This window comes from Xanthomonas sp. NCPPB 3569 (assembly GCF_041475645.2).
GTDB lineage: Bacteria > Pseudomonadota > Gammaproteobacteria > Xanthomonadales > Xanthomonadaceae > Xanthomonas > Xanthomonas phaseoli.
Map to the genome: position 1 here is coordinate 1 of NZ_CM192969.1, position 21,060 is coordinate 21,060.

Annotated in this window: 18 protein-coding genes and 1 pseudogene; 14 read left to right on the plus strand and 5 right to left on the minus strand. The window is 62.9% G+C overall.

Annotation, left to right across the window (positions count from 1 at the left end):
• From dnaA to ACCQ03_RS00060, 12 genes are all read left to right on the plus strand, one after another.
• The gene (gene dnaA / locus ACCQ03_RS00005) at nucleotides 1-1,329 is read left to right on the plus strand and encodes a chromosomal replication initiator protein DnaA (RefSeq protein WP_017155980.1); all 1,329 of its coding nucleotides are present in this window, start codon (nucleotides 1-3) and stop codon (nucleotides 1,327-1,329) included.
• A gap of 276 nt (nucleotides 1,330-1,605) precedes the next feature.
• The gene (gene dnaN / locus ACCQ03_RS00010) at nucleotides 1,606-2,706 is read left to right on the plus strand and encodes a DNA polymerase III subunit beta (RefSeq protein ID WP_005912436.1); all 1,101 of its coding nucleotides are present in this window, start codon (nucleotides 1,606-1,608) and stop codon (nucleotides 2,704-2,706) included.
• Between the two features lie 1,040 nt (nucleotides 2,707-3,746).
• A complete protein-coding gene (gene recF / locus ACCQ03_RS00015) occupies nucleotides 3,747-4,853 on the plus strand; it encodes a DNA replication/repair protein RecF (RefSeq protein ID WP_209227195.1) in 1,107 nt (368 codons plus the stop codon).
• Between the two features lie 114 nt (nucleotides 4,854-4,967).
• Nucleotides 4,968-7,412: a DNA topoisomerase (ATP-hydrolyzing) subunit B gene (gene gyrB / locus ACCQ03_RS00020; RefSeq protein ID WP_209227141.1), complete on the plus strand. Its 2,445-nt coding sequence runs from the start codon at nucleotides 4,968-4,970 to the stop codon at nucleotides 7,410-7,412.
• A 67-nt stretch (nucleotides 7,413-7,479) separates the two neighbouring features.
• On the plus strand, nucleotides 7,480-8,316 hold the full coding sequence (locus ACCQ03_RS00025) for a CPBP family intramembrane glutamic endopeptidase (RefSeq protein WP_209227135.1): 837 nt from the start codon (nucleotides 7,480-7,482) through the stop codon (nucleotides 8,314-8,316).
• A 182-nt stretch (nucleotides 8,317-8,498) separates the two neighbouring features.
• Nucleotides 8,499-9,305, plus strand: coding sequence for a M48 family metallopeptidase (locus ACCQ03_RS00030; RefSeq protein ID WP_017155976.1), 807 nt, complete (start codon nucleotides 8,499-8,501; stop codon nucleotides 9,303-9,305).
• Between the two features lie 276 nt (nucleotides 9,306-9,581).
• Nucleotides 9,582-10,775, plus strand: a complete 1,194-nt coding sequence (locus ACCQ03_RS00035) for a tetratricopeptide repeat protein (RefSeq protein ID WP_209227131.1) — start codon at nucleotides 9,582-9,584, stop codon at nucleotides 10,773-10,775.
• A 153-nt stretch (nucleotides 10,776-10,928) separates the two neighbouring features.
• Nucleotides 10,929-11,603 carry an energy transducer TonB gene (locus tag ACCQ03_RS00040; protein ID WP_046735624.1) on the plus strand — a complete coding sequence of 225 codons (675 nt, stop codon included), beginning with the start codon at nucleotides 10,929-10,931 and terminating at the stop codon, nucleotides 11,601-11,603.
• Between the two features lie 85 nt (nucleotides 11,604-11,688).
• The gene (exbB, locus tag ACCQ03_RS00045; RefSeq protein WP_005912445.1) at nucleotides 11,689-12,450 is read left to right on the plus strand and encodes a TonB-system energizer ExbB; all 762 of its coding nucleotides are present in this window, start codon (nucleotides 11,689-11,691) and stop codon (nucleotides 12,448-12,450) included.
• 46 nt (nucleotides 12,451-12,496) lie between these two features.
• Nucleotides 12,497-12,919: an ExbD/TolR family protein gene (locus ACCQ03_RS00050; protein WP_005912447.1), complete on the plus strand. Its 423-nt coding sequence runs from the start codon at nucleotides 12,497-12,499 to the stop codon at nucleotides 12,917-12,919.
• Between the two features lie 3 nt (nucleotides 12,920-12,922).
• A complete protein-coding gene (locus ACCQ03_RS00055) occupies nucleotides 12,923-13,336 on the plus strand; it encodes an ExbD/TolR family protein (protein ID WP_005912449.1) in 414 nt (137 codons plus the stop codon).
• 713 nt (nucleotides 13,337-14,049) lie between these two features.
• Nucleotides 14,050-14,457: an ExbD/TolR family protein gene (locus ACCQ03_RS00060; RefSeq protein ID WP_057661799.1), complete on the plus strand. Its 408-nt coding sequence runs from the start codon at nucleotides 14,050-14,052 to the stop codon at nucleotides 14,455-14,457.
• Between the two features lie 252 nt (nucleotides 14,458-14,709).
• On the opposite strand, the gene ACCQ03_RS00065 is transcribed toward ACCQ03_RS00060, so the two are convergent.
• The 3 genes from ACCQ03_RS00065 to cls all read right to left on the minus strand — a co-directional run bounded on the left by ACCQ03_RS00065 (nucleotide 14,710) and on the right by cls (nucleotide 17,289).
• Nucleotides 14,710-15,477, minus strand: a complete 768-nt coding sequence (locus tag ACCQ03_RS00065) for a pyridoxine 5'-phosphate synthase (protein ID WP_057679246.1) — start codon at nucleotides 15,475-15,477, stop codon at nucleotides 14,710-14,712.
• Nucleotides 15,478-15,484: 7 nt separating this feature from the next.
• Entirely contained in the window at nucleotides 15,485-15,754 is a 270-nt protein-coding gene (locus ACCQ03_RS00070; RefSeq protein WP_017155969.1) for a hypothetical protein, read from the minus strand.
• Between the two features lie 74 nt (nucleotides 15,755-15,828).
• Entirely contained in the window at nucleotides 15,829-17,289 is a 1,461-nt protein-coding gene (gene cls, locus ACCQ03_RS00075) for a cardiolipin synthase (RefSeq protein WP_057679247.1), read from the minus strand.
• Nucleotides 17,290-17,614: 325 nt separating this feature from the next.
• On the opposite strand from cls, the gene ACCQ03_RS00080 reads away from it, so the two are divergent.
• Both ACCQ03_RS00080 and ACCQ03_RS00085 read left to right on the plus strand, forming a co-directional pair.
• On the plus strand, nucleotides 17,615-18,340 hold the full coding sequence (locus ACCQ03_RS00080) for a helix-turn-helix transcriptional regulator (RefSeq protein WP_057679248.1): 726 nt from the start codon (nucleotides 17,615-17,617) through the stop codon (nucleotides 18,338-18,340).
• Nucleotides 18,341-18,387: 47 nt separating this feature from the next.
• Nucleotides 18,388-18,753, plus strand: coding sequence for a DUF1330 domain-containing protein (locus ACCQ03_RS00085; RefSeq protein WP_017155966.1), 366 nt, complete (start codon nucleotides 18,388-18,390; stop codon nucleotides 18,751-18,753).
• Nucleotides 18,754-18,879: 126 nt separating this feature from the next.
• Here the strand turns inward: ACCQ03_RS00085 and ACCQ03_RS00090 are convergent.
• Nucleotides 18,880-19,713, minus strand: a pseudogene (locus ACCQ03_RS00090) (PA0069 family radical SAM protein); the annotation flags it as partial.
• Between the two features lie 785 nt (nucleotides 19,714-20,498).
• Nucleotides 20,499-20,852: a hypothetical protein gene (locus ACCQ03_RS00095; RefSeq protein ID WP_057679249.1), complete on the minus strand. Its 354-nt coding sequence runs from the start codon at nucleotides 20,850-20,852 to the stop codon at nucleotides 20,499-20,501.
• Between the last annotated feature and the right edge of the window lie 208 nt (nucleotides 20,853-21,060).

Here is a 21,060-nt window from a genome sequence, read left to right on the forward strand (position 1 = left end):
ATGGATGCTTGGCCCCGCTGTCTGGAACGTCTCGAAGCCGAATTCCCGCCCGAAGATGTCCATACCTGGTTGAAACCCCTGCAAGCCGAAGATCGCGGCGACAGCATCGTGCTGTACGCCCCGAACGCCTTCATCGTCGACCAGGTTCGCGAACGGTACCTGCCGCGCATTCGCGAATTGCTGGCGTATTTCGCCGGTAATGGCGAAGTCGCGCTGGCGGTTGGTTCGCGTCCGCGTGCGCCGGAGCCGGCTCCGGCACCCGTGGCGACGCCGAGTGCGCCGCAGGCTGCACCGATCGTGCCGTTCGCCGGCAACCTGGATTCGCATTACACCTTCGCCAACTTCGTCGAAGGCCGCAGCAACCAGCTGGGTCTGGCGGCGGCGATCCAGGCGGCGCAGAAACCCGGCGACCGCGCGCACAACCCGTTGCTGCTGTACGGCAGCACCGGCCTGGGCAAGACCCACCTGATGTTCGCGGCCGGCAATGCGCTGCGCCAGGCCAACCCGGCCGCCAAGGTGATGTACCTGCGTTCGGAACAGTTCTTCAGCGCGATGATCCGGGCGCTGCAGGACAAGGCGATGGACCAGTTCAAGCGCCAGTTCCAGCAGATCGATGCGCTGCTGATCGACGACATCCAGTTCTTCGCCGGCAAGGACCGCACGCAGGAAGAGTTCTTCCACACCTTCAACGCGCTGTTCGATGGCCGCCAGCAGATCATCCTGACCTGCGACCGCTATCCGCGCGAAGTGGAAGGCCTGGAGCCGCGGCTGAAGTCGCGCCTGGCCTGGGGCCTGTCGGTGGCGATCGACCCCCCGGACTTCGAGACCCGCGCGGCGATCGTGCTGGCCAAGGCGCGCGAGCGCGGCGCCGAGATTCCCGACGATGTGGCCTTCCTGATCGCCAAGAAGATGCGCTCCAACGTGCGCGACCTGGAAGGGGCGCTCAACACCCTGGTGGCGCGTGCCAACTTCACCGGCCGCGCGATCACGGTGGAATTTGCCCAGGAGACGCTGCGTGACCTGCTGCGCGCCCAGCAACAGGCGATCGGCATCCCCAACATCCAGAAGACCGTGGCCGACTACTACGGCTTGCAGATGAAGGATTTGCTGTCCAAGCGGCGCACCCGCTCGTTGGCGCGCCCGCGCCAGGTGGCGATGGCGCTGGCCAAGGAGCTCACCGAGCACAGCCTGCCGGAGATCGGAGACGCCTTCGCCGGCCGCGACCACACCACGGTGCTGCATGCCTGCCGACAGATCCGCACGCTGATGGAGGCCGACGGCAAGCTCCGAGAGGACTGGGAAAAGCTGATTCGCAAGCTCAGCGAGTAGGCCATCGGCTGCCATCGGCGCCAGGCTGGAAAAAAGCGTGGAAACGTTGGGGTCAAATGCGGGAGAATCTGTGGATAACGTTGTGCCGCAGTCCGGCGCGGAAACTATCCACAGGTTTTCCGACCAGCTCAGGCGCACTAGTCCAACGCGTTTCAGATGCTGAAATGTCTTTGGAAACAAACAGTTATGGTGGTTATCCGCTGAAAACGGCCCTACCATCACCACCAAGCTTTTGATTTATTCCATATCTTTTAAAGCATAGGGGCACGGAACCACATGCGTTTTACACTGCAGCGCGAAGCCTTCCTCAAACCATTGGCACAAGTGGTCAATGTGGTCGAACGCCGTCAAACCCTCCCCGTCCTGGCCAACTTGCTGGTACAGGTCAAGGATGGACAGGTGTCGTTGACCGGCACCGACCTGGAAGTGGAAATGATCTCGCGCACGCTGGTGGAGGACGCGCAGGACGGCGAAACCACGATTCCGGCGCGCAAGCTGTTCGACATCCTGCGCGCCCTGCCCGACGGCAGCCGCGTGACCATTTCGCAGACCGGCGACAAGGTCACCGTGCAGGCCGGGCGGAGCCGTTTCACCTTGGCGACGTTGCCCTCCAACGACTTCCCGTCCGTGGACGAAGTCGAGGCGACCGAGCGCGTTGTGGTGCCCGAAGCCGGGCTCAAGGAGCTGATCGAGCGCACCGCGTTCGCCATGGCCCAGCAGGACGTGCGCTACTACCTCAATGGCCTGTTGTTCGACCTGCGCGACGGCTTGCTGCGCTGCGTGGCCACTGACGGACATCGTCTGGCGCTGTGCGAGATGGAATTGGAGAAGGCCGGTGGCGCCAAGCGCCAGATCATCGTGCCGCGCAAGGGCGTGACCGAGCTGCAGCGCCTGCTGGAAGGTGCCGATCGCGAGGTCGAGCTGGAAGTGGGCCGCAGCCATATCCGCGTCAAGCGCGGCGATGTGACCTTCACGTCGAAGCTCATCGACGGGCGGTTCCCGGACTACGAGGCAGTGATTCCGATTGGCGCCGATCGCGAGGTCAAGGTGGATCGTGAAGCGCTGCGCGCGTCGCTGCAGCGTGCGGCCATTCTGTCCAACGAAAAGTATCGCGGTGTCCGCGTGGAAGTGTCGCCGGGTCAGTTGAAGATCAGCGCGCATAACCCCGAGCAGGAAGAGGCGCAGGAAGAGATCGAGGCCGATACCAAGGTCGACGATCTGGCCATTGGCTTCAACGTCAACTATTTGCTCGACGCGCTTTCGGCGTTGCGCGATGAGCACGTGGTGATCCAGCTGCGTGACGCCAACTCATCCGCATTGGTGCGTGAGGCCAGCAGCGAAAAGTCGCGTCATGTGGTGATGCCGTTGCGTCTCTGACGCTCCGTTCCACGTGGAACACGGGAAGCCCGGCGGATGCCGGGCTTTTTGTTTGCGCTGTGCAAAGGCTTGCTGTGTTTATCTCAGGCAGGTCTGGCTGTCGCCACCAAGTCCATCGCAGCCTGCGCCATTGCTATGGCTAGTGTTCTGAGGCGATGTGCTCCCCGATGCAATCGTGGGTGCTATGCGTTCACTGCGTTTGATCGACCAAACGCGCTCCGCGCTCCCGCTCAGTGTTCTTGTGTTCGCCGGACATCGGAACCAACCTTGAGACCAAGACACATCGCATTACAGAATTCTAGGGTGCCGGTTGGCGACAGCGTCGAGCTGGTCATAAGCAAGACCCAACTCCCCACCACGAGTACACGCCCGGCACTTGGAGGAAGGGGCACCAGGCACGCATGCCCGGCATCACGAGTTCGCAACTTTCCTCACACACACGCGCGGGCTAAGCACCTAGCGACTTTAGTCAGTCCCAACCAGTCTCGACCCAGCCCGATCCAATCCGGTTTCTTTGCCCGGCTTTCGATCTCCCTACCGGCTAAACTGTAGATATGCGAGAGCAAGTCTAGAAAAGGAATGTCGTCTCTAAAGAGAACTTTTGTTTGAGGATGCCGGCTTATCCGAGATGTGTTGAGGACCGAGTCTGGCCGCCAGCGTCTACGTCGCGCATCTCATCCGGATGAAGTTAACGTGTTCAGCTTTCCGCGTTTTTGACTTATGCACATCGCACTTTGCTTTTAAATCTATAAATAACTTAAGAGCTTTGTGGTGATGGTAGACGCAGATTTCGCGGGAAAATAGGTTAAGTTGCTGTTTTGAAAAGAGATTGATAGGGCGAAACCCTGTGCTTATCGTCCCGATTTGTGGCTCACAAGCTGTGGATAAGCAAGATTGTTTCCATGGAGCCTGTTTTTATCCACATGTTATCCCTGCCTGTGCAGCCCTTCCGCGCGGCTCTGTCTGCACAGGTTTCATGCCGATCCCGTATCCTTCGACCCGACCGGCATGCCGGATTACAGCCCAGAGCACACCGATCGATGCATGTAGTGCGGTTGTCCATTCATCGGCTTCGCCGGTTTCAAACCGTCGAGCTTCATCCGTCCAGTGCCCTGAATCTGCTGACTGGCGACAACGGTGCGGGCAAGACCAGTGTGCTGGAAGCGCTGCATCTGATGGCCTACGGCCGCAGCTTCCGCGGGCGCGTTCGTGACGGCCTGATCCAGCAAGGCGCCGACGACCTCGAAGTCTTTGTGGAGTGGAAAGAAGGCGACAGCGCGGCGGGCGAACGGACGCGTCGAGCTGGCCTGCGTCATAGCGGACAGGAGTGGACGGGACGTCTGGACGGTGAGGACGTGGCGCAGCTGGGCTCTCTTTGCGCTGCGCTTGCGGTGGTGACGTTCGAGCCAGGCAGCCACGTGTTGATCAGTGGCGGGGGCGAACCCCGCCGTCGCTTCCTGGATTGGGGTCTGTTCCACGTGGAACCCGATTTTCTAACCCTGTGGCGCCGCTACGCCCGGGCGCTCAAGCAACGCAATGCGTTGCTGAAACAGGGCGCGCAGACGCGCATGCTCGACGCGTGGGACCACGAACTCGCCGAGTCCGGCGAAAGCTTGACCTCCCGGCGTACGCGCTACCTGGAACGCCTGCAGGAACGGCTGGTTCCAGTGGCAGACGCGATCGCGCCGGCGCTGGGGCTGACGGCGCTGGCCTTCGCTCCAGGCTGGAAGCGCCACGAGCTTTCGCTGGCGGATGCTCTCTTGCTCGCTCGCGAGCGCGACCGTCAGAACGGTTACACCTCGCAAGGCCCGCACCGCGCAGATTGGATGCCCAGCTTTCAGGCACTTCCGGGCAGGGACGCGCTTTCCCGGGGACAGGCCAAGCTCACCGCCCTTGCCTGCCTGCTCGCACAGGCCGAAGACTTCGCCTTCGAACGCGGCGAATGGCCGGTCATCGCCCTGGATGATCTGGGCTCGGAGCTGGACCGGCACCATCAGGGGCGCGTGCTGCAGCGGCTGGCGTCCGCCCCGGCGCAGGTGCTCATCACCGCAACGGAAACCCCGCCTGGCCTTGCAGATGCTGGCACGATCTTGCAGCAGTTCCACGTGGAACACGGCCAGATTGCGCCACAGGCAGTGCCCGACTAAGCCACAACGGCCGGCACGGGCCGGCTGGTATAATTCGTCCGCTATCCCCCTTTTCTCACGGCGCGGAGCGGCTATCGCCGCCTTCGCCCGTGTTGTGGAGCCAACGGCACGCGCATGACCGACGAACAAAACACCCCGCCAACACCCAACGGCACCTACGACTCCAGCAAGATCACCGTGTTGCGTGGCCTGGAAGCCGTCCGCAAGCGCCCCGGCATGTATATCGGCGATGTCCATGACGGCACCGGTCTGCATCACATGGTGTTTGAGGTGGTCGACAACTCGGTGGACGAAGCCCTCGCCGGGCATGCCGACGACATCGTGGTGAAGATCCTGGCCGATGGCTCGGTGGCGGTCTCCGACAACGGGCGCGGCGTGCCGGTCGACATCCACAAGGAAGAAGGCGTCTCGGCGGCCGAGGTGATCCTCACCGTACTGCACGCCGGCGGCAAGTTCGACGACAACAGCTACAAGGTGTCCGGTGGCCTGCACGGCGTGGGCGTTTCGGTGGTCAACGCGTTGTCCGAGCACTTGTGGCTGGATATCTGGCGCGACGGTTTCCACTACCAGCAGGAATACGCGCTGGGCGAGCCGCAATACCCGCTCAAGCAGCTGGAAGCCTCGACCAAGCGCGGCACCACGCTGCGCTTCAAGCCGTCCGTGGCCATCTTCAGCGACGTCGAGTTCCATTACGACATCCTGGCGCGGCGCCTGCGTGAGCTGTCCTTCCTGAATTCCGGCGTCAAGATCACCTTGATCGACGAGCGGGGCGAAGGCCGTCGCGACGATTTCCATTACGAAGGCGGCATCCGCAGCTTCGTGGAGCATCTGGCGCAGCTGAAGTCGCCACTGCACCCGAATGTGATCTCGGTGACCGGCGAGCACAACGGCATCATGGTGGACGTGGCCCTGCAGTGGACCGACGCCTACCAGGAAACCATGTATTGCTTCACCAACAATATTCCGCAGAAGGACGGCGGCACCCACTTGGCCGGTTTCCGTGCGGCGCTGACGCGTGTGCTCAGCACCTACATCGAACAGAACGGCATCGCCAAGCAGGCCAAGGTCGCGCTCACCGGCGACGACATGCGCGAAGGCATGATCGCGGTGCTTTCGGTCAAGGTGCCCGACCCCAGCTTCTCTTCGCAGACCAAGGAAAAGTTGGTCAGCTCTGACGTGCGCCCGGCCGTGGAGAACGCCTTCGGCGCGCGCCTGCAGGAGTTCCTGCAGGAGAACCCGAACGAAGCCAAGGCCATCACCGGCAAGATCGTCGATGCCGCGCGCGCACGCGAAGCCGCGCGCAAGGCGCGCGACCTGACCCGCCGCAAGGGTGCGCTGGACATCGCCGGCCTGCCGGGCAAGCTGGCCGACTGCCAGGAAAAGGATCCGGCCCTGTCGGAACTGTTCATCGTCGAGGGTGACTCGGCAGGTGGCTCGGCCAAGCAGGGTCGCAACCGCAAGAACCAAGCGGTACTGCCGCTGCGCGGCAAGATCCTCAATGTGGAACGTGCCCGCTTCGACCGCATGCTGGCCTCCGACCAGGTCGGCACGCTGATCACCGCGCTGGGCACCGGCATCGGCCGCGACGAGTACAACCCGGACAAGCTGCGCTACCACCGCATCATCCTGATGACCGACGCCGACGTCGACGGCTCGCACATCCGTACCCTGCTGCTGACATTCTTCTACCGGCAGATGCCTGAGTTGATCGAGCGCGGCTACATCTACATCGGCCTGCCGCCGCTGTACAAGCTCAAGCAGGGCAAGAGCGAGCTGTATCTGAAGGACGACGCGGCCCTCAACGCCTACCTGGCCAGCAATGCGGTCGAAGGTGCCGCGCTGATTCCGGCCACCGACGAGCCGCCGATCACCGGCGAAGCGCTGGAAAAATTGTTGATGCTGTTCACCAGCGCCAACGAGGCGATCGCGCGCAACGCCCACCGCTACGACCCGGCTCTGCTCACCGCGCTGATCGACCTGCCGCCATTGGATGTGGAAAAGCTGCAGGCCGAAGGCGACCAGCACCCGACCCTGGATGCACTCCAGGCAGTGCTCAACCGCGGCACCCTGGGTACCGCACGCTATCAGTTGCGCTTCGACCCGGGCAGCGACAACGCACCTGCCACCCTGATGGCCATCCGCCGCCACATGGGCGAAGAGTTCACCCAGGTGCTGCCGATGGCTGCGTTCGAAAGCGGCGAGCTACGTCCGCTGCGTGAGGTCTCGCTGGCCTTGCACGACCTGGTGCGCGAAGGCGCCCAGATCGTGCGCGGCAACAAGAGCCACCCGATCACCAGCTTCGCGCAGGCCCACGCCTGGTTGCTGGACGAGGCCAAGAAGGGCCGCCAGGTACAGCGCTTCAAGGGCCTGGGCGAAATGAATGCCGAGCAGCTGTGGGAAACCACGGTCAACCCCGACACGCGTCGTCTGTTGCAGGTGCGCATCGAGGACGCGGTGGCCGCCGACCAGATCTTCAGCACCTTGATGGGCGATGTGGTCGAACCGCGCCGCGACTTCATCGAGGACAACGCGCTGAAGGTGTCCAACCTGGATATCTGATTCACCAGCACCGGCCAGCACGTCGCAACCGCGGCGTGGCGGCCGGTGCGGTGTTCGCAGGACGACGATGCGCACCGATCTTCCACCGCCCCCGGCGCCACGCATGGTTGTCGGCACCCCGCCGCTCCTGCCCGTGCTCGTGGGTTTCTGGGTCGACGTACTCATCGCCGCCGGCCTGCTGTTGACCCTCAACATTGCCGGCTTTGCGTTGTGGGGCGCGGTGCGTGGCTTCGGCCATGTACAGGCAGCCAAGGCGCAGGGCCTGACCCCCTCGCCCACCGAGGTCATGGCCGCCATCGGCCAACCCGGCGTGATGGTGCAACTGCTCACCGCGCTGGTCAGCACGGCCACGCCAGCGCTGCTGCTGTACTACTGGCGTCGCCGCGCCACCGCTGCCGAACGGACCGCTTCACGGGCTGCCGCACGCCGCGCCTCCACCTGGGGCTGGACCGCGCTGATCGCCGCTGCCGTGTTCCTGCTCAGCAACCTGGTCAGCGTGGCGGCCTCGGCGCTGGGCATCAAGCCGGTGCCCACCAACCTGCCATTGATGGAAGAAGCGCTCCAGCAATGGCCGCTGGCACTGACGGTGTTTGCGGTGGTCATCGCACCGGCTTACGAAGAACTGCTGTTCCGTCGCGTGCTGTTCGGGCGCCTGCTCGCTGCCGGCCGCCCGTGGCTGGGCATCGTGCTGAGCGGGGCGACGTTCGCGCTGGTGCACGAAGTACCCGGCATCAGCGGTAACGGCCCGGCCGCGATCGCGCAGCTGTGGCTGGTGTACGGCAGCATGGGGGCCGCGTTCGCATGGCTGTACTGGCGCACCGGCACGTTGTGGGCGCCCATTGCCGCCCATGGCATCAACAACGCCACGGCCCTGGCAGCGCTGTACTTTTTCGGGCTCGGCTGAGCCCAAAGCGGTCAACTACGAGACTCCAGCCGCAGCGGGGCGGCGCCTGGGCAACGAATGGATCCGCACGCTCTGGACGACCGATCGCTCCGTCCTGGCATGCGCGATCGGCTGCACGGAACCGTTTGACGAAAAGTTAAGACGAGCCTGCCAGAATGCCCCCATGGTTCTAGGGGGATCGAATGAAAGCTAGGCTGTTGATCGTTGTTGCCGTGCTTGCACTGACGGCGTGCGCCACCACAACTTCGCCCACCGGCCGCCGACAGGTGGTGGGCGGCGTATCGCAACAGCAATTGGACCAGTTGGGCGCGCAATCCTTTGCGCAGACCAAGGCCAAGGAAAAAGTCAGCACCGACGGCAAGCAGAACGCCTACGTGCAGTGCGTGGTCAACGCACTGGTAGCGCAGTTGCCGCCGCAATGGCGCCAAACCAAGTGGGAAACCGCGCTGTTCGTGGATAACGAAGCCAATGCCTTCGCCCTGCCTGGCGGCAAGGTCGGTGTCAACACCGGCATCTTCACCGTCGCCAAGACGCAGGATCAGCTCGCCGCCGTGCTCGGACATGAGATCGGCCATGTGATTTCGCGCCATCACGAAGAGCGCATCACCCGTCAGCTCGGCGCGCAGACGGGCCTGGGCATCATCGGCGCACTCGCCGGCGCCGCCTATGGCGATGGGGCGGCCAGCGCAGTCAATCAGGTTGGCGGTATGACCGCCCAGACAGTGTTCCTGCTGCCCGGCTCGCGTACCCAGGAAAGCGAAGCCGATGTGGTCGGCCAACGTCTGATGGCCCAGGCCGGGTTCGATCCGGCGCAGGCGGTGACGCTGTGGCAGAACATGATGGCCGCCAGCGGCAATCGCCAACCGCAATGGCTGTCGACCCACCCCGACCCTGCCAACCGCATCCGCGAGCTGCAGGCCGACGTCGCCCAGCTCGAACCGGTGTACCAGCAGGCCAAGCAAAGCGGGCGCATACCGCGTTGTGGCTAGAGCTGCTAACGACATCCGTACGGCCACCGCTAACCCGTACGAACACCGGTTCCATGCAACGCGTGGCTGCCTATCCTGGTGGCACGGGCGCTGCCACACTGGTCACGGTCTGTTAGCGACGCTAAGACATCCGTTCCCGCTTCTGATTGCCGCAACACAACATGGAAACCGTTTTCGGGAACTGAGACTTTCTGCTAAGTTTGCCGGCTCAGATTTTTCGTACAGCGCCCATTCCGCTTTTCGTACCGCCCGACGGCGGATCGTCCGAGGTGAAACATGAAACTGCTCAACCGCAAGCAAGCCCTGTTGTCCCTGTTCATTGCCGCGTCGCTGGGTGGGGCTGTCGTCACCGATGCGGTCGCGCAGTCGGACCGTTCCTCCGAGCGTGCCAGCCGCAAGTCCAAGAGCGGTAAGGCCGAGGAGCTGTACCCGCAGTCGACCCGCCAGGCACCGACGATCAAGCCGTCCTCGAAGTTGAGCAGCAAGCTGCAGAAGCTGATCGAAACCTTCAACAAGGGCGAAGACTACCCAGGCGTGCGCACCCAGACCGATGAGATCCTGGCCAACAGCGCTGCCAACGACGCCGACAAGGCGCTGGCCGCGCAGCTGGCCGCGCAGGCTGCCTACAATCTGGACGACACCGCCGGTGCCAAGAAGTACCTGCAGCAGGCCATCGGCCTGAACGCGCTGGACAACAACGGCCAGTTCCAGTCGATGCTGATGCTGGCGCAGTTGCAGATGCAGGACGACCAGCAGGCCGAGGGTCTGGCCACGCTGGACAAGTATCTGGAAGAGAGCAAGTCGCAGCGTCCGGAAGATCTGATCCTCAAGGGCCAGGCGCTGTACCAGACCGAGCGCTACAAGGAAGCGATCCCGGTGCTGAAGCAGGCCATCGCCGCCTCGCCCGAGCCCAAGGACAGCTGGAACCAGCTGCTGATGGCGTCCTACGCCGAAGCTGGCCAGACCGGCGAAGCCGTTGCTGCCGCCGAGGCGCTGGCCGCCAAGACGCCCAACGACAAGAAGGCTCAGCTCAACCTGGCCAACATGTACATGCAGGCCGACCAGATGGACAAGGCCGCAGGGGTGATGGACAAGCTGCGTGCCTCCGGTCAGTTGACCGAAGAGAAGGAATACAAGCAGCTGTATTCCATCTACGCCAACACCGAGAACAAAGAAAAGGACGTCATCGCCGTCATCAATGAGGGTATGCAAAAAGGCATCCTCAAGCCGGATTATCAGACATACCTTGCCCTGGCCCAGTCGTATTACTACAGCGACGATGTACCGAAGGCGATCGAAAACTGGCAGAAGGCCGCACCGCTTTCCAAGGATGGCGAGACCTATTTGAATCTGGCCAAGGTGCTGCATTCGGAAGGTCGCATCCCGGAGGCCAAGCAGGCCGCACAGCAGGCGATCGCCAAGGGTGTTAAAAAACCCGAAGACGCCAAGAAGATCATCAACCTGAAGTAAAAAAAGAAAATAAACCCCCGAAATCCCTGTGTTTTTAGTGGTTACAGGACTCGGGATTGGTATAAGCTTGGGAGTTCCTGCGGTGTCAAAGCCGTCCGAAAACCTGGGGATCATCACAGTGATCCGGGCCCCCACTGAAAGAGCCATTGGCGCATGACGGAACAACTCGTTATCCACAGGCATGACTACGATGCCGGGAACCAGGGTCTGAGCTGGGCCCGCATTATCGGCATTGCTTTTGTAATTGCTTTGCACCTCACTGCACTGATGATGTTGCTGATCCCTGCAGTGGCGCCGAAGGCTCCGGCAGAGAAGGAGCGCACCACCATGGTCACCTTGGTGGATGCACCGCCTCCTCCGCCGCCGCCGCCGCCGCCGCCGCCGCCGCCGGAAGACAAGCCGCCGCCGCCGGTCAAGAATCTGTCGCCGCCGAAGCCGTCACCGGTTCCGCCGCCGCCGGAAGCTCCGGTGGTCGACGTTCCCGAACCGCGTCCGAGCGATATCGTCACGCCGCCGAGCCCGCCGAGCCCGCCGGCTCCGCCGAGCGACATTGGCGCCAGCGTCGATATCTCGTCCAAGAACATGAACCCGCCGAAGTACCCGCCGGCTGCATTCCGTGCCGGTGTCCAAGGTGAGGTCATCCTGATCGTGGATGTGGATGCCAGCGGCAACGTGACCAACGTGTCGGTCGAGAAGTCCAGCCGCAACCGCGACCTTGACCGTGCCGCGATGGACGCAGCACGCAAGTGGAAGTTCAACGCCTCCACCGTCAACGGGCAGAAAGCCGCCGGACGCGTCCGCGTCCCGGTCAACTTTGCTCTGAACTGATCCCACGGGCCGGCCACGGTCGGCCCAGGATCCTGTCTTCCTTTCGCTCCACCCTTCATCACCACACACAACAAAGGTAAGCGTCATGCTGCAGGAATTCTTTATCGCCGCCGCTGCAGGGGGCTCCAATCCGTCGGCCGCTCTGTCGCAGATGGGCTTCGAGCACTTGATCACCGAAATGACTTCCAGCCCCGGCGACTTCGCCGTGTCCTGGGTCGTGTTGATCACCCTGATCGCCATGTCCGCTGCCTCCTGGTACTGGACCGTCATCAACATCTTCCGCGCCACCCGCCTGAAGAGCGCGGCTGACCGCGTCACCACCGCGTTCTGGGATGCCCCGAATGCACAGGACGCCATCCGCGCCATGGAAGAGCAGCCGGCTTCCGAGCCGTTCTCGAAGATCGCGCTGGACGCTGCCCAGGCGGCTGCGCACCACCAGCGTGCCGAAGGCAGCACCGGTGGCCTGGGCGAGAGCCTGAGCCGTTCGGAGTTCGTCGACCGCGCCCTGCGTCAGGCCGTGACCCGCGAAAGCACCAAGCTGCAGTCGGGCATGACCCTGCTGGCCACCGTCGGTGCGACCGCGCCGTTCGTCGGTCTGCTCGGTACCGTGTGGGGCATCTACGGCGCGCTGATCAAGATCGGTGCAACCGGTTCGGCCTCCATCGACGCCGTTGCCGGCCCGGTGGGTGAAGCGCTGATCATGACCGCGATCGGCTTGTTCGTCGCTATCCCGGCCGTGTTCGCGTTCAACTTCTTCTCCAAGGTCAACAGCTCGGTGATCGCCAAGTTCGACACCTTCGCTCACGACCTGCACGACTTCTTCGCCACCGGTTCGCGCGTTCGCTAATCCGGTCGTCAAGAACGCCTTCGCAACGATTTAGACGGAGCCCGTTATGGCCTTCAGTAGTGGAAACAGCGGTGGCCCGATGGCCGACATCAACGTGACGCCCCTGGTGGACGTCATGCTGGTGCTGCTGATCATCTTCATCATTACGGCACCGCTGATGTCCCATAAGGTCAAGGTGGAGCTGCCAGAGGCCAACTTGATCCAGAAGGAAGATGCGGAGAAACGCGCCGCGCCGATCACTCTGGCCGTCAAGGAAGATGGGTCGCTGTACTGGAACGACGAGCCGATCTCCAAGGAAGCCCTGGAGTCGCGCCTGTCCACCGCTGCACAGCAGACCCCGCAGCCGCCGCTCAACCTGCGTGGCGACCGCACGACCAAGATGCGTACGATCAACGAGATCACCAAGATCGCGCAGGGTCAGGGCATGCTGGACGTCGGTTTCGTTGCAACCAAAGTGAAGGGGCAGTAAGCCATGGCATTTAGTACTGGTGGAAGCCGTGGGCCGATGGCCGACATCAACGTCACGCCCCTCGTGGACGTGATGCTGGTGCTGCTGATCATCTTCATCGTGACCGCGCCGATCATGACCTACCCGATCGCCGTGGATCTGCCGCAGCGGGTGCTCAACCCGCCACCGCAGACAACCGAACCGCCGCCGCCGATCGAGTTGCGTATCGACGCCAGCAACCAGGTGTTCTGGAACAACAGCCCGACTCCGGTCGACGTGTTGCAACAGAAGATGGAAGAAGTGGTGCAGGCCGATCCGACCAATCAGCCGGAACTGCGCATCGATGCAAATCCGGATGCGGAGTACGAGGTGATGGCCAAGGTGCTGGCCGCTGCGAAGAACTCGCAGATGAAGAAAATCGGCTTCATGCAGCAGTAAACGTATCTGCAAGACCGCTACACAACAGTCATGACGCGACTGCAACGCCACCGGAAACGGTGGCGTTTTTTATGCGTGTCATCTGGCGATCGGGCTGCGATATCGGCGGCAGCCATGGGATGGATGGCGAGGATGAAGAAGAAGCCGTTGTGGGCGTGCGGCCTATCGCGCGCGCCGGGCCCATCGCACATCAGTCCGATGCCGCTGCCATATCAAAGCAGGCGATGACTCTTGCCCCACGTGTCCCGAGGTAATGCCGAGCCCGTACGATCTGCCAGCGACGGCAAATTACCAGTGACCTGTTTGCGATCGCAGCAAACGAAGCCAACGCAATCTGCCTTCGACACACATACAAGCCGATGAGCGAATGCTGGTTGGGCACGGTGGATCTTCATCGCAAGTCGCTGTGGCCCAAGACCTCGCATTGCCATCTGTCCCTTTCCGCATGCATGGATTTTCTACGCGGACATCGATGGGTGCCGCATGCCGGAATGCGCAAGCTGCGGGCGCCCGTCTTGTCGGCTGGTGAATTGCGGGAGACCACTGTGTATCTGTTCGACCAAAGACGGGCAATTCGAACTCTTCTTACAGACACACGCCACCACCAGCGGAGGTGTCCGCACTTGTGGTGGCCGCTCCAGCCTCTTCCCTATTGCCGCAGCGAGCGTATGCTCGGTCGTGCAGCACCCACGATCACAGAACCGGAGGCAGTCATGGCTTTCAGTACGACAGGGAATCGGGGACCGTTGGCGGACATCAATGTCACCCCGCTGGTGGATGTCATGTTGGTGTTGTTGATCATCTTTATCGTCACCGCACCGATGGTGACGCGGACAATCGCGGTGGATCTGCCGCAAGCCACCCACCAACCGCGCGTGCCCCTCGAGCCGCCTGCACCGATCGCAGTGCGGCTGGATGCCGACGGACAGTTGTTCTGGAACGCCAGCCCGGTGACGTTGCAGCAACTTCAGTCCAGGTTGATCGAGCAGATGCAGGCAACTGCAGGAAATCAACCGGAACTGCGCATCGCCGCCAGTGCGGACGCCGAGTATGCCGTGATGGCCAGCGTGCTGGCGGCTGCAAAGAACGCGCAAGTGCAGCGCATCGCCTTCGTGCAGTAGTGTTCCTGCAGGCGCGTACTGCGCTTGGCCACGTGCACTGCATGCAACATCGCGCGATGCGGTTGCCCAGGCGCCTATCGCGTCTTCGGACGCGATAGGCATGGGAGTTCATCAAGGGTGTTCCTCACCGGCAGCAATTGACCATCGCGACCCAAGTGCTCGTCGTGACGTTCCTGCGCAGCATCCACTTACGCGATGGTCGTTGTCGCCAACCCAGGCATCGATCACCGATGCCGACGTTACCGCATGAACTCAAGCGCTAACGTGACCGCTACGCAGAATGTCCACGTACGCGCGCACGCTTGCATCCAGTCCCTGATACAGGGCTTCGCTGATCAAGGCGTGGCCGATCGACACTTCCAGCACGCCCGGCACAGCGGCGAGAAAATCGCCCAGGTTGGCTTGCGACAAATCGTGCCCGGCATTGATGCCCAGGCCTGCGGCATTGGCACGCTGGGCGGCGTTGGCGAACAGCGCCAATGCGGTATCGGCTTGGCCGTTGGCGTGCGCGTGGGCATAGGGGCCGGTGTACAACTCGATACGGTCTGCACCGAGCGTGGCTGCGCGGGCGATGTCCGGGTTACCCGCATCGACGAACAGGCTGACCCGGCTGCCCAGCCGCTTGAACGTTGTGATCAGCTCGGCCAGCTGCGTGATGTCCTGCGCAAAATCGAAGCCGTGATCGGAGGTCAGCTGCCCGTCGCCGTCCGGCACCAGGGTGATCTGCTGCGGGCGCGTGGCACGGCACAATTCCAGCAACCCCGGGTAGCCTGCGCGCGGTGGCGCGAACGGATTGCCTTCGATATTGAATTCCACCGCTTGCGCGCGCGTGAGCGCACCGAGCGCCAGCACGTCGTCGGCGCGGATATGCCGCTGATCCGGGCGCGGATGCACGGTGATGCCGTGCGCGCCTGCGGCAATGCAGGCGCGTGCGGCCTGCACCACGTCCGGGTCGGCGCCGCCGCGCGAGTTGCGCAGAACGGCGATCTTGTTGACGTTGACGCTGAGCTGGGTGGTCATGCGCTGATCAGGCCTGCGGCTCGCTGTCGCGTGCGGCGGCCAGGGCGGCCGACTTGCGTGCTTCTGCCAGCTCGCGCAGGCGGCGCAGCTCGGCCGGGTCGATCATGCTGCTGGTATCGCGCTGGGTGTCGCCCATGCGCGAGGCGAACCAGCCGCGCGTCCACAACAGCAGCAGCAACAACGCCACCAGCAGCGAAACCACCAGCAACCACACGTGCGGCGTGCTGAAAGCCAGCACCAGCGCACCCAGTGCCATAAGCAGAAACAGCCAGTGCATGACGAGCTCCCCGTTGAGTGGCGGCAGTGTAGCGCCGCACCCGGCGCGGTTCCACGTGGGCACCGCGCCGTTGGTCAGAGCAGCGGCGACAGCAGCCTGGCGAAGGCTTCCGGCAGGCGCGAGCGCCATAACGGCCGGTGCCGCGCGAATTGCACCTCCTGCGCCTGCTGCAGATCGGTGCCGATCAGCCCGGCCATCTCTGCCGCCACTGCCTGGTCGCGGAACAGCATCGACAACTCGAAATTCAGCCGGAAGCTGCGGCTGTCGAAATTGGCGCTGCCGACGATGCAGACATCGTCGTCGGCCAGCAGCGCCTTGGTGTGCAGCATGCGCGGGCCGTACTCGTAGATGCGGACACCGGCTTCCAGCAACTCGTCGAAATACGAGCGCGCCGCGTAGGTGACCAGGCGCGAATCGCTCACGCGCGGCACCAGCAGGCGCACGTCCAGCCCGCCGAGCGCGGCCGAGGTCAGCGCCATGCGCGCCGCTTCGCCGGGCACGAAGTAAGGAGTGACCAGCCACACGCGATGCTTGGCTTCATGGATGGCGGCGACCATCAGGCGGTGGATCGCTTCCCACGACGAATCCGGGCCGGACACCAGCACCTGCGCATCCACCGTGTCCTGCGCGCGGGTGGGCATATCGTCCGGCCATAGCTGCTGGCCGTGGAAGGCCGCGCGGCCCTGGCCGGTGGCATAAAGCCAGTCCTCCAGGAACACCAGCTGCAGACTGCGCACCACATGGCCTTGTAGGCGCACGTGCAGATCGCGATACGCCTGCTTGCGTACCTGCTCGTTTTCGTCGTCGGTGACGTTGATGCCGCCGGTGAAGCCGATGCGGCCATCGATGACGATCACCTTGCGGTGGGTGCGCAGGTTCAACCACGGCCGCTTGAACGGCTTGAGCAATTGCGAGGGATGGAACCAGGCGGTTTCCACCCCGGCTTCGCGCAGCGTGCGCAAGGCGCGTCGGGTCATTGCCGAGGAGCCGATCGCATCCAGCAGCAGCCGCACCTTGACCCCGGCACGGGCACGTTCCATCAGCGCATCGCAAATCGCAGTGCCGCTGTGGTCGGGCTGGAAGATGTAGTACTCCAGATGGATATGGTCGCGTGCGCTCCGGATCGCTTGGATGATGGCGGCGTACGTGGCAGCACCATCCACCAACCAGTGCACTTCGGTGGCGCTGCTGGGCGCCAGCCCGGTGGTGGACTGGGCGATCTTGGCCAGCTCGGTGCAATCGGCATCCGGCGGACAGACGCTGCTGTAGCTCTCCATGCCCGAGCGCGAGCGCCCGCGCCGCAGCCGCTGCCGCTTGACCTTCTGCGGGCCCAGCCAGTAGTAGATCAGCAGCCCCAGGTACGGCAGTGCCGCCAGCGACAACACCCAGCTCAGCGTGGCCACCGGTTCGCGCTTCTGCAGCACGATCCAGCCGGCGATCCACAGCAGGTACAGCACATAGGCGGCCAGGAGGAGCGCTTCGAGGTGGGGAATGGTGGCCAGCCACTCCCACGCGCCCTGTGCAAGTGCGGGCATGCGCGGATTCTACGGGGCGCACGCGGCGTTGCGATGATCGCAGGCGGCCCATGTGCCCGACGCGGCGACGGCCCACTGCCCCCATTGCCGCGACTAGCGCCTTGCACATCCTGCGCCCACCAGGCAGGAACGGCAGCCCCTGCGCTGTTGACGTCGGCACCTTGCCCCTGCCCGTCGCACCTGCCTGGCACCCACTGGCCTTCGATAGCTCACGCTACATCGAAGAGCGATAAAGCGCGCTGCGCTGCGGTGACAGCGCAAGCCGGCCGTGCCGACACGCTAGGATGAGCGCCGGAATGCAAGGCTGCCGCGCGAAGGCTGATGGATGTCCAGGACAACTCGCCTGTTTGAACTGCTCGGCCTGCTGCGCGCACATCGATTGCCGGTGTCGGCAGCTGCGCTGGCGTGCGAGTTGGGTGTATCGCAGCGAAGCGTCTACCGGGATATCGACACCTTGCGCGCGCTCGGTGCGCCGTTGGAGGGCCAAGCCGGCGTTGGCTATTGCCTGAAGCCGGGCTTCTTCCTGCCATCGCTGGCGTTTTCGCAGGAGGAACTGGATGCGGTCATGCTTGGCCTGGATTGGGTCAAAAAACGGGCCGATCCTGCCTTGGCCAGAAATGGTGAAAGCGCCCTGGCGAAGATCCTGTCTGCCAGAAAGCACGGCGATGGCGCCGGCACGGACATCGCGCCGTCGGCGATTCTCACCGCCGCTTCCACATCCGAGTCGGTCGATCATCCGCAGACCGCCATGTTGCGCGACGCCATTCGGCGGCAATGCAAACTGGCGATCGACTATGTCGATGCGCACGACACGCCGTCCGAGCGCATCGTCTGGCCGATCGCCCTGGTGTATTTCGACGACGTGCGCGTCTTGGCAGCCTGGTGCGAGCGCCGCTGCGCGTTCCGGCATTTTCGTGTCGATCGGTTGCAGGTACAGGCACTGCTGGAAACGCGTTACCCGCAGTCGCGCCAGGCGTTGGTGAAGCAATGGCGACAACAGGACCGCGACTGGCGTTCGTTACTGACAGTTTCTGACACGGCGCAACGCTAGCGTGTTGGCCGCTTCCCTTGCGCGGAAGCCAGACCAAGGAGACTGACATGGTTGCGTTTTCACCCGATGCGCTCGCTGCATTCCTGGACAACGAGGACACCTCGGCGATCGTCATGTTGAACCTGATTCGCTTCCAGCCCGATGGCGGACGGCAGCGCTATCACCAGTACCTGCGGCTGGCCGAGCCGATCCTGGCCCGGTTCGGCGCGCAGATTGTCTTCAGCGGCGACGGCCTGCCGGTACTGACCGCGGGCCAGGCACATCCGTGGGATGCGGTCACGCTGGTGCGGTATCCGGATCGATCCGCCTTCAAGCAGATGATTGCCGATGCGGCGTATCAGCAAGCCTTCGAGGTTGGACGTTCGGCCATTGCGCAGATCGTGCTGCAACCCTTCCACGGCATCACGCTGTAGCCATCTGCCGGACGTGCTGCAGCGCGTGGCCGGCGCTGGCGCCATGGTTAGGTGCTGCTGCCGGGCGCGTTGCATGCGCGTCGGTGGTCGAGGCCGCTGCGGGTGGTGCAGACAGATCCGGCAGGATCAAAACAAGTCCAGCTGCGGCGTGTCCGGTTTGGGTGGACGGAACTGCGTGGTATCGAGCCTGGGCAGCCGACCGAATCCAAGCCGCCGATACGCGATGGAAAAACGCTGCGCAATCAGTTCTGCAAACGGGCCCTCGCCAACCATGCGCTTGCCGAAGCGGCTGTCGTAGTCCTTGCCGCCGCGCATCTGCTGGATCAGGCTCATGACATGCCTGGCACGATCGGGATAGTGCAGCTCAAGCCACTCGCGCCATAACTGGGTGAGTTCGTGCGGCAGGCGCAGCAACACGTAGCCGGCCGAACGTGCGCCGTGGGCTGCGGCCGCGTCCAGAATGCGCTCCAGTTCCTTGTCGTTGATCATCGGGATGACCGGAGCGACCAGCACGCCCACCGGTACGCCGGCAGCGTGCAGTGCCTGCATCGCGCGCAGTCGTGCATGCGGCGCGGCGGCGCGCGGCTCCATCTTCGCCGCAAGGCGATTGTCGAGCGTGGTGACCGAGAAATACACCGACACCAGGTTGTGCTGCGCCATCTCGGCCAGCACATCGATGTCGCGTTCGATCAACGCCGCCTTGGTCACGAAGCTGACCGGGTGGCGGGCCTGCGCAAGCACTTCCAGGCATTGCCGGGAAATGTGCAGGCGCCGCTCGGCGGGCTGATAGGCGTCGGTATTGATCCCCAGCGCGATCGGCGAGCACTGGTAGGACGGGCGTGCGATCTCGGCGCGCAGCAGGGCCGCCGCATTCGGCTTGGCGAAGATCCGCGTTTCGAAATCCAGCCCTGGCGACAGATCCAGATACGCGTGCGAGGGCCTGGCAAAGCAGTACACGCAGCAACATTGTATGGAACCTACAAATTTCGTTCACTTGCTCGAGCGAGCTTGGAACGGGGAACTGAGCTCGAATCGGTCAAAGTGCGCAAGATTGGCCTAGCTTGCGGCTAGCCTAGAGGTGCCATGGGAGACCTGTAAGGTAGGTTGGGGGGATTTGAAAATTGCCCTGAAGCAGCGGCCGGATAAATCAGCTGCACGTGCGAAAACAGGTTTCTGAAGAGGTAGCCGCATTTTTCCTAGGCGACGGCCAGGCTTAGGCCATGATTGCCTAGCCACCGCTCGTGTACACCGCCGAAATCTTGAATAACGATAAGTTTCTGAATTTATTGAGTTTGATGATTGCAGGACTTGCTTCTTTTACCTCCTAAAGCGTCGACTTTTCCGTCGTCAGATGTACGACGAAGATAAATTTGGCTTCAATTGAACACCATGCTGAAAAAAGCGAGGTTCGACAACCGGTCCGTTGCCGGCCTGATCACGTAAGGACATGCCCAACTGACTCGGCAGGCCAAATTTCGTGAAGCTGGCTACAACCCAGTCGCGGAGGGATCAGGTAACGCACTCCTTCGTTTTCCTGAGATACAGGGATTTGCACCCGTTCGCCACATGTTTGAGGCGCGAGTGTCACGAGGGGTCTAGGACTGGGGCCAGACGAGATGGGGTGGCTGGTCCAAGGGGGACAGACCACTTGCGGTCCCGCCAAGCGCTTCGGCAAGCTAAACTGCCAGAGGTCAGCGCAGGCCCCACTATTCGATTCAACAAAGCACCACGATTCTCACAGCCGGCTACGTTCGCCATTGGGCTATGTGATAGCTCGGTTTCCCGGCAGTGCTCCACTCTCGAACGGACCTGACTGTCAGTTCTTCGGTCTGCTCCAGCCTATAAATCGAAGTGGCCGTGTACCAAAGGCAGTCGTCCCATCCGCCGTCATCCCCCTGAAATGAAAGATGGTGAAGGAAACGGCGATCTTCACGATCATCATCGGCATTGATATCCAGCTGGCGTGTCGCTGCGGCCGCGATGCGTTTTGCATCCACCCGTGTTGTCACCAGCACCACGAAGCCCCGCTTTCTGAGGTCCTCGACGACCGCATCGATGGCAATCGAAAAAGCAAAGACGGGGATATGGTGATAGGCCATCGAAGATAGGGCGTGAGAAAAAGGCGCTAGTGGATGCAGCCAAGTAAAGCGGACTTCGTCGAGACGAGGGCGCAGCCCGAGTTGGATCCTAACTCTATCGCGATTGTATGCAACGCCTCAAATCAAACGGAGTCGCTACGTTGTAACGATCACCCACCCAAGTCAGCACAATCAACCGCGCAGGCGCTTGGGACGCGTATTGCTCTTC

Coding starts and splice junctions, on each gene's coding strand:
- gyrB (WP_209227141.1), top strand. CDS start 4,968: ATGACCGACGAACAAAACACCCCGCCAACACCCAACGGCACCTACGAC.
- dnaN (WP_005912436.1), top strand. CDS start 1,606: ATGCGTTTTACACTGCAGCGCGAAGCCTTCCTCAAACCATTGGCACAA.
- cls (WP_057679247.1), bottom strand. CDS start 17,289: ATGCCCGCACTTGCACAGGGCGCGTGGGAGTGGCTGGCCACCATTCCC.
- ACCQ03_RS00035 (WP_209227131.1), top strand. CDS start 9,582: ATGAAACTGCTCAACCGCAAGCAAGCCCTGTTGTCCCTGTTCATTGCC.
- ACCQ03_RS00080 (WP_057679248.1), top strand. CDS start 17,615: ATGTCCAGGACAACTCGCCTGTTTGAACTGCTCGGCCTGCTGCGCGCA.
- ACCQ03_RS00050 (WP_005912447.1), top strand. CDS start 12,497: ATGGCCTTCAGTAGTGGAAACAGCGGTGGCCCGATGGCCGACATCAAC.
- ACCQ03_RS00070 (WP_017155969.1), bottom strand. CDS start 15,754: ATGCACTGGCTGTTTCTGCTTATGGCACTGGGTGCGCTGGTGCTGGCT.
- ACCQ03_RS00055 (WP_005912449.1), top strand. CDS start 12,923: ATGGCATTTAGTACTGGTGGAAGCCGTGGGCCGATGGCCGACATCAAC.
- exbB (WP_005912445.1), top strand. CDS start 11,689: ATGCTGCAGGAATTCTTTATCGCCGCCGCTGCAGGGGGCTCCAATCCG.
- ACCQ03_RS00030 (WP_017155976.1), top strand. CDS start 8,499: ATGAAAGCTAGGCTGTTGATCGTTGTTGCCGTGCTTGCACTGACGGCG.
- ACCQ03_RS00040 (WP_046735624.1), top strand. CDS start 10,929: ATGACGGAACAACTCGTTATCCACAGGCATGACTACGATGCCGGGAAC.
- dnaA (WP_017155980.1), top strand. CDS start 1: ATGGATGCTTGGCCCCGCTGTCTGGAACGTCTCGAAGCCGAATTCCCG.
- ACCQ03_RS00065 (WP_057679246.1), bottom strand. CDS start 15,477: ATGACCACCCAGCTCAGCGTCAACGTCAACAAGATCGCCGTTCTGCGC.
- ACCQ03_RS00095 (WP_057679249.1), bottom strand. CDS start 20,852: ATGGCCTATCACCATATCCCCGTCTTTGCTTTTTCGATTGCCATCGAT.
- ACCQ03_RS00085 (WP_017155966.1), top strand. CDS start 18,388: ATGGTTGCGTTTTCACCCGATGCGCTCGCTGCATTCCTGGACAACGAG.
- ACCQ03_RS00025 (WP_209227135.1), top strand. CDS start 7,480: ATGCGCACCGATCTTCCACCGCCCCCGGCGCCACGCATGGTTGTCGGC.
- recF (WP_209227195.1), top strand. CDS start 3,747: ATGCATGTAGTGCGGTTGTCCATTCATCGGCTTCGCCGGTTTCAAACC.
- ACCQ03_RS00060 (WP_057661799.1), top strand. CDS start 14,050: ATGGCTTTCAGTACGACAGGGAATCGGGGACCGTTGGCGGACATCAAT.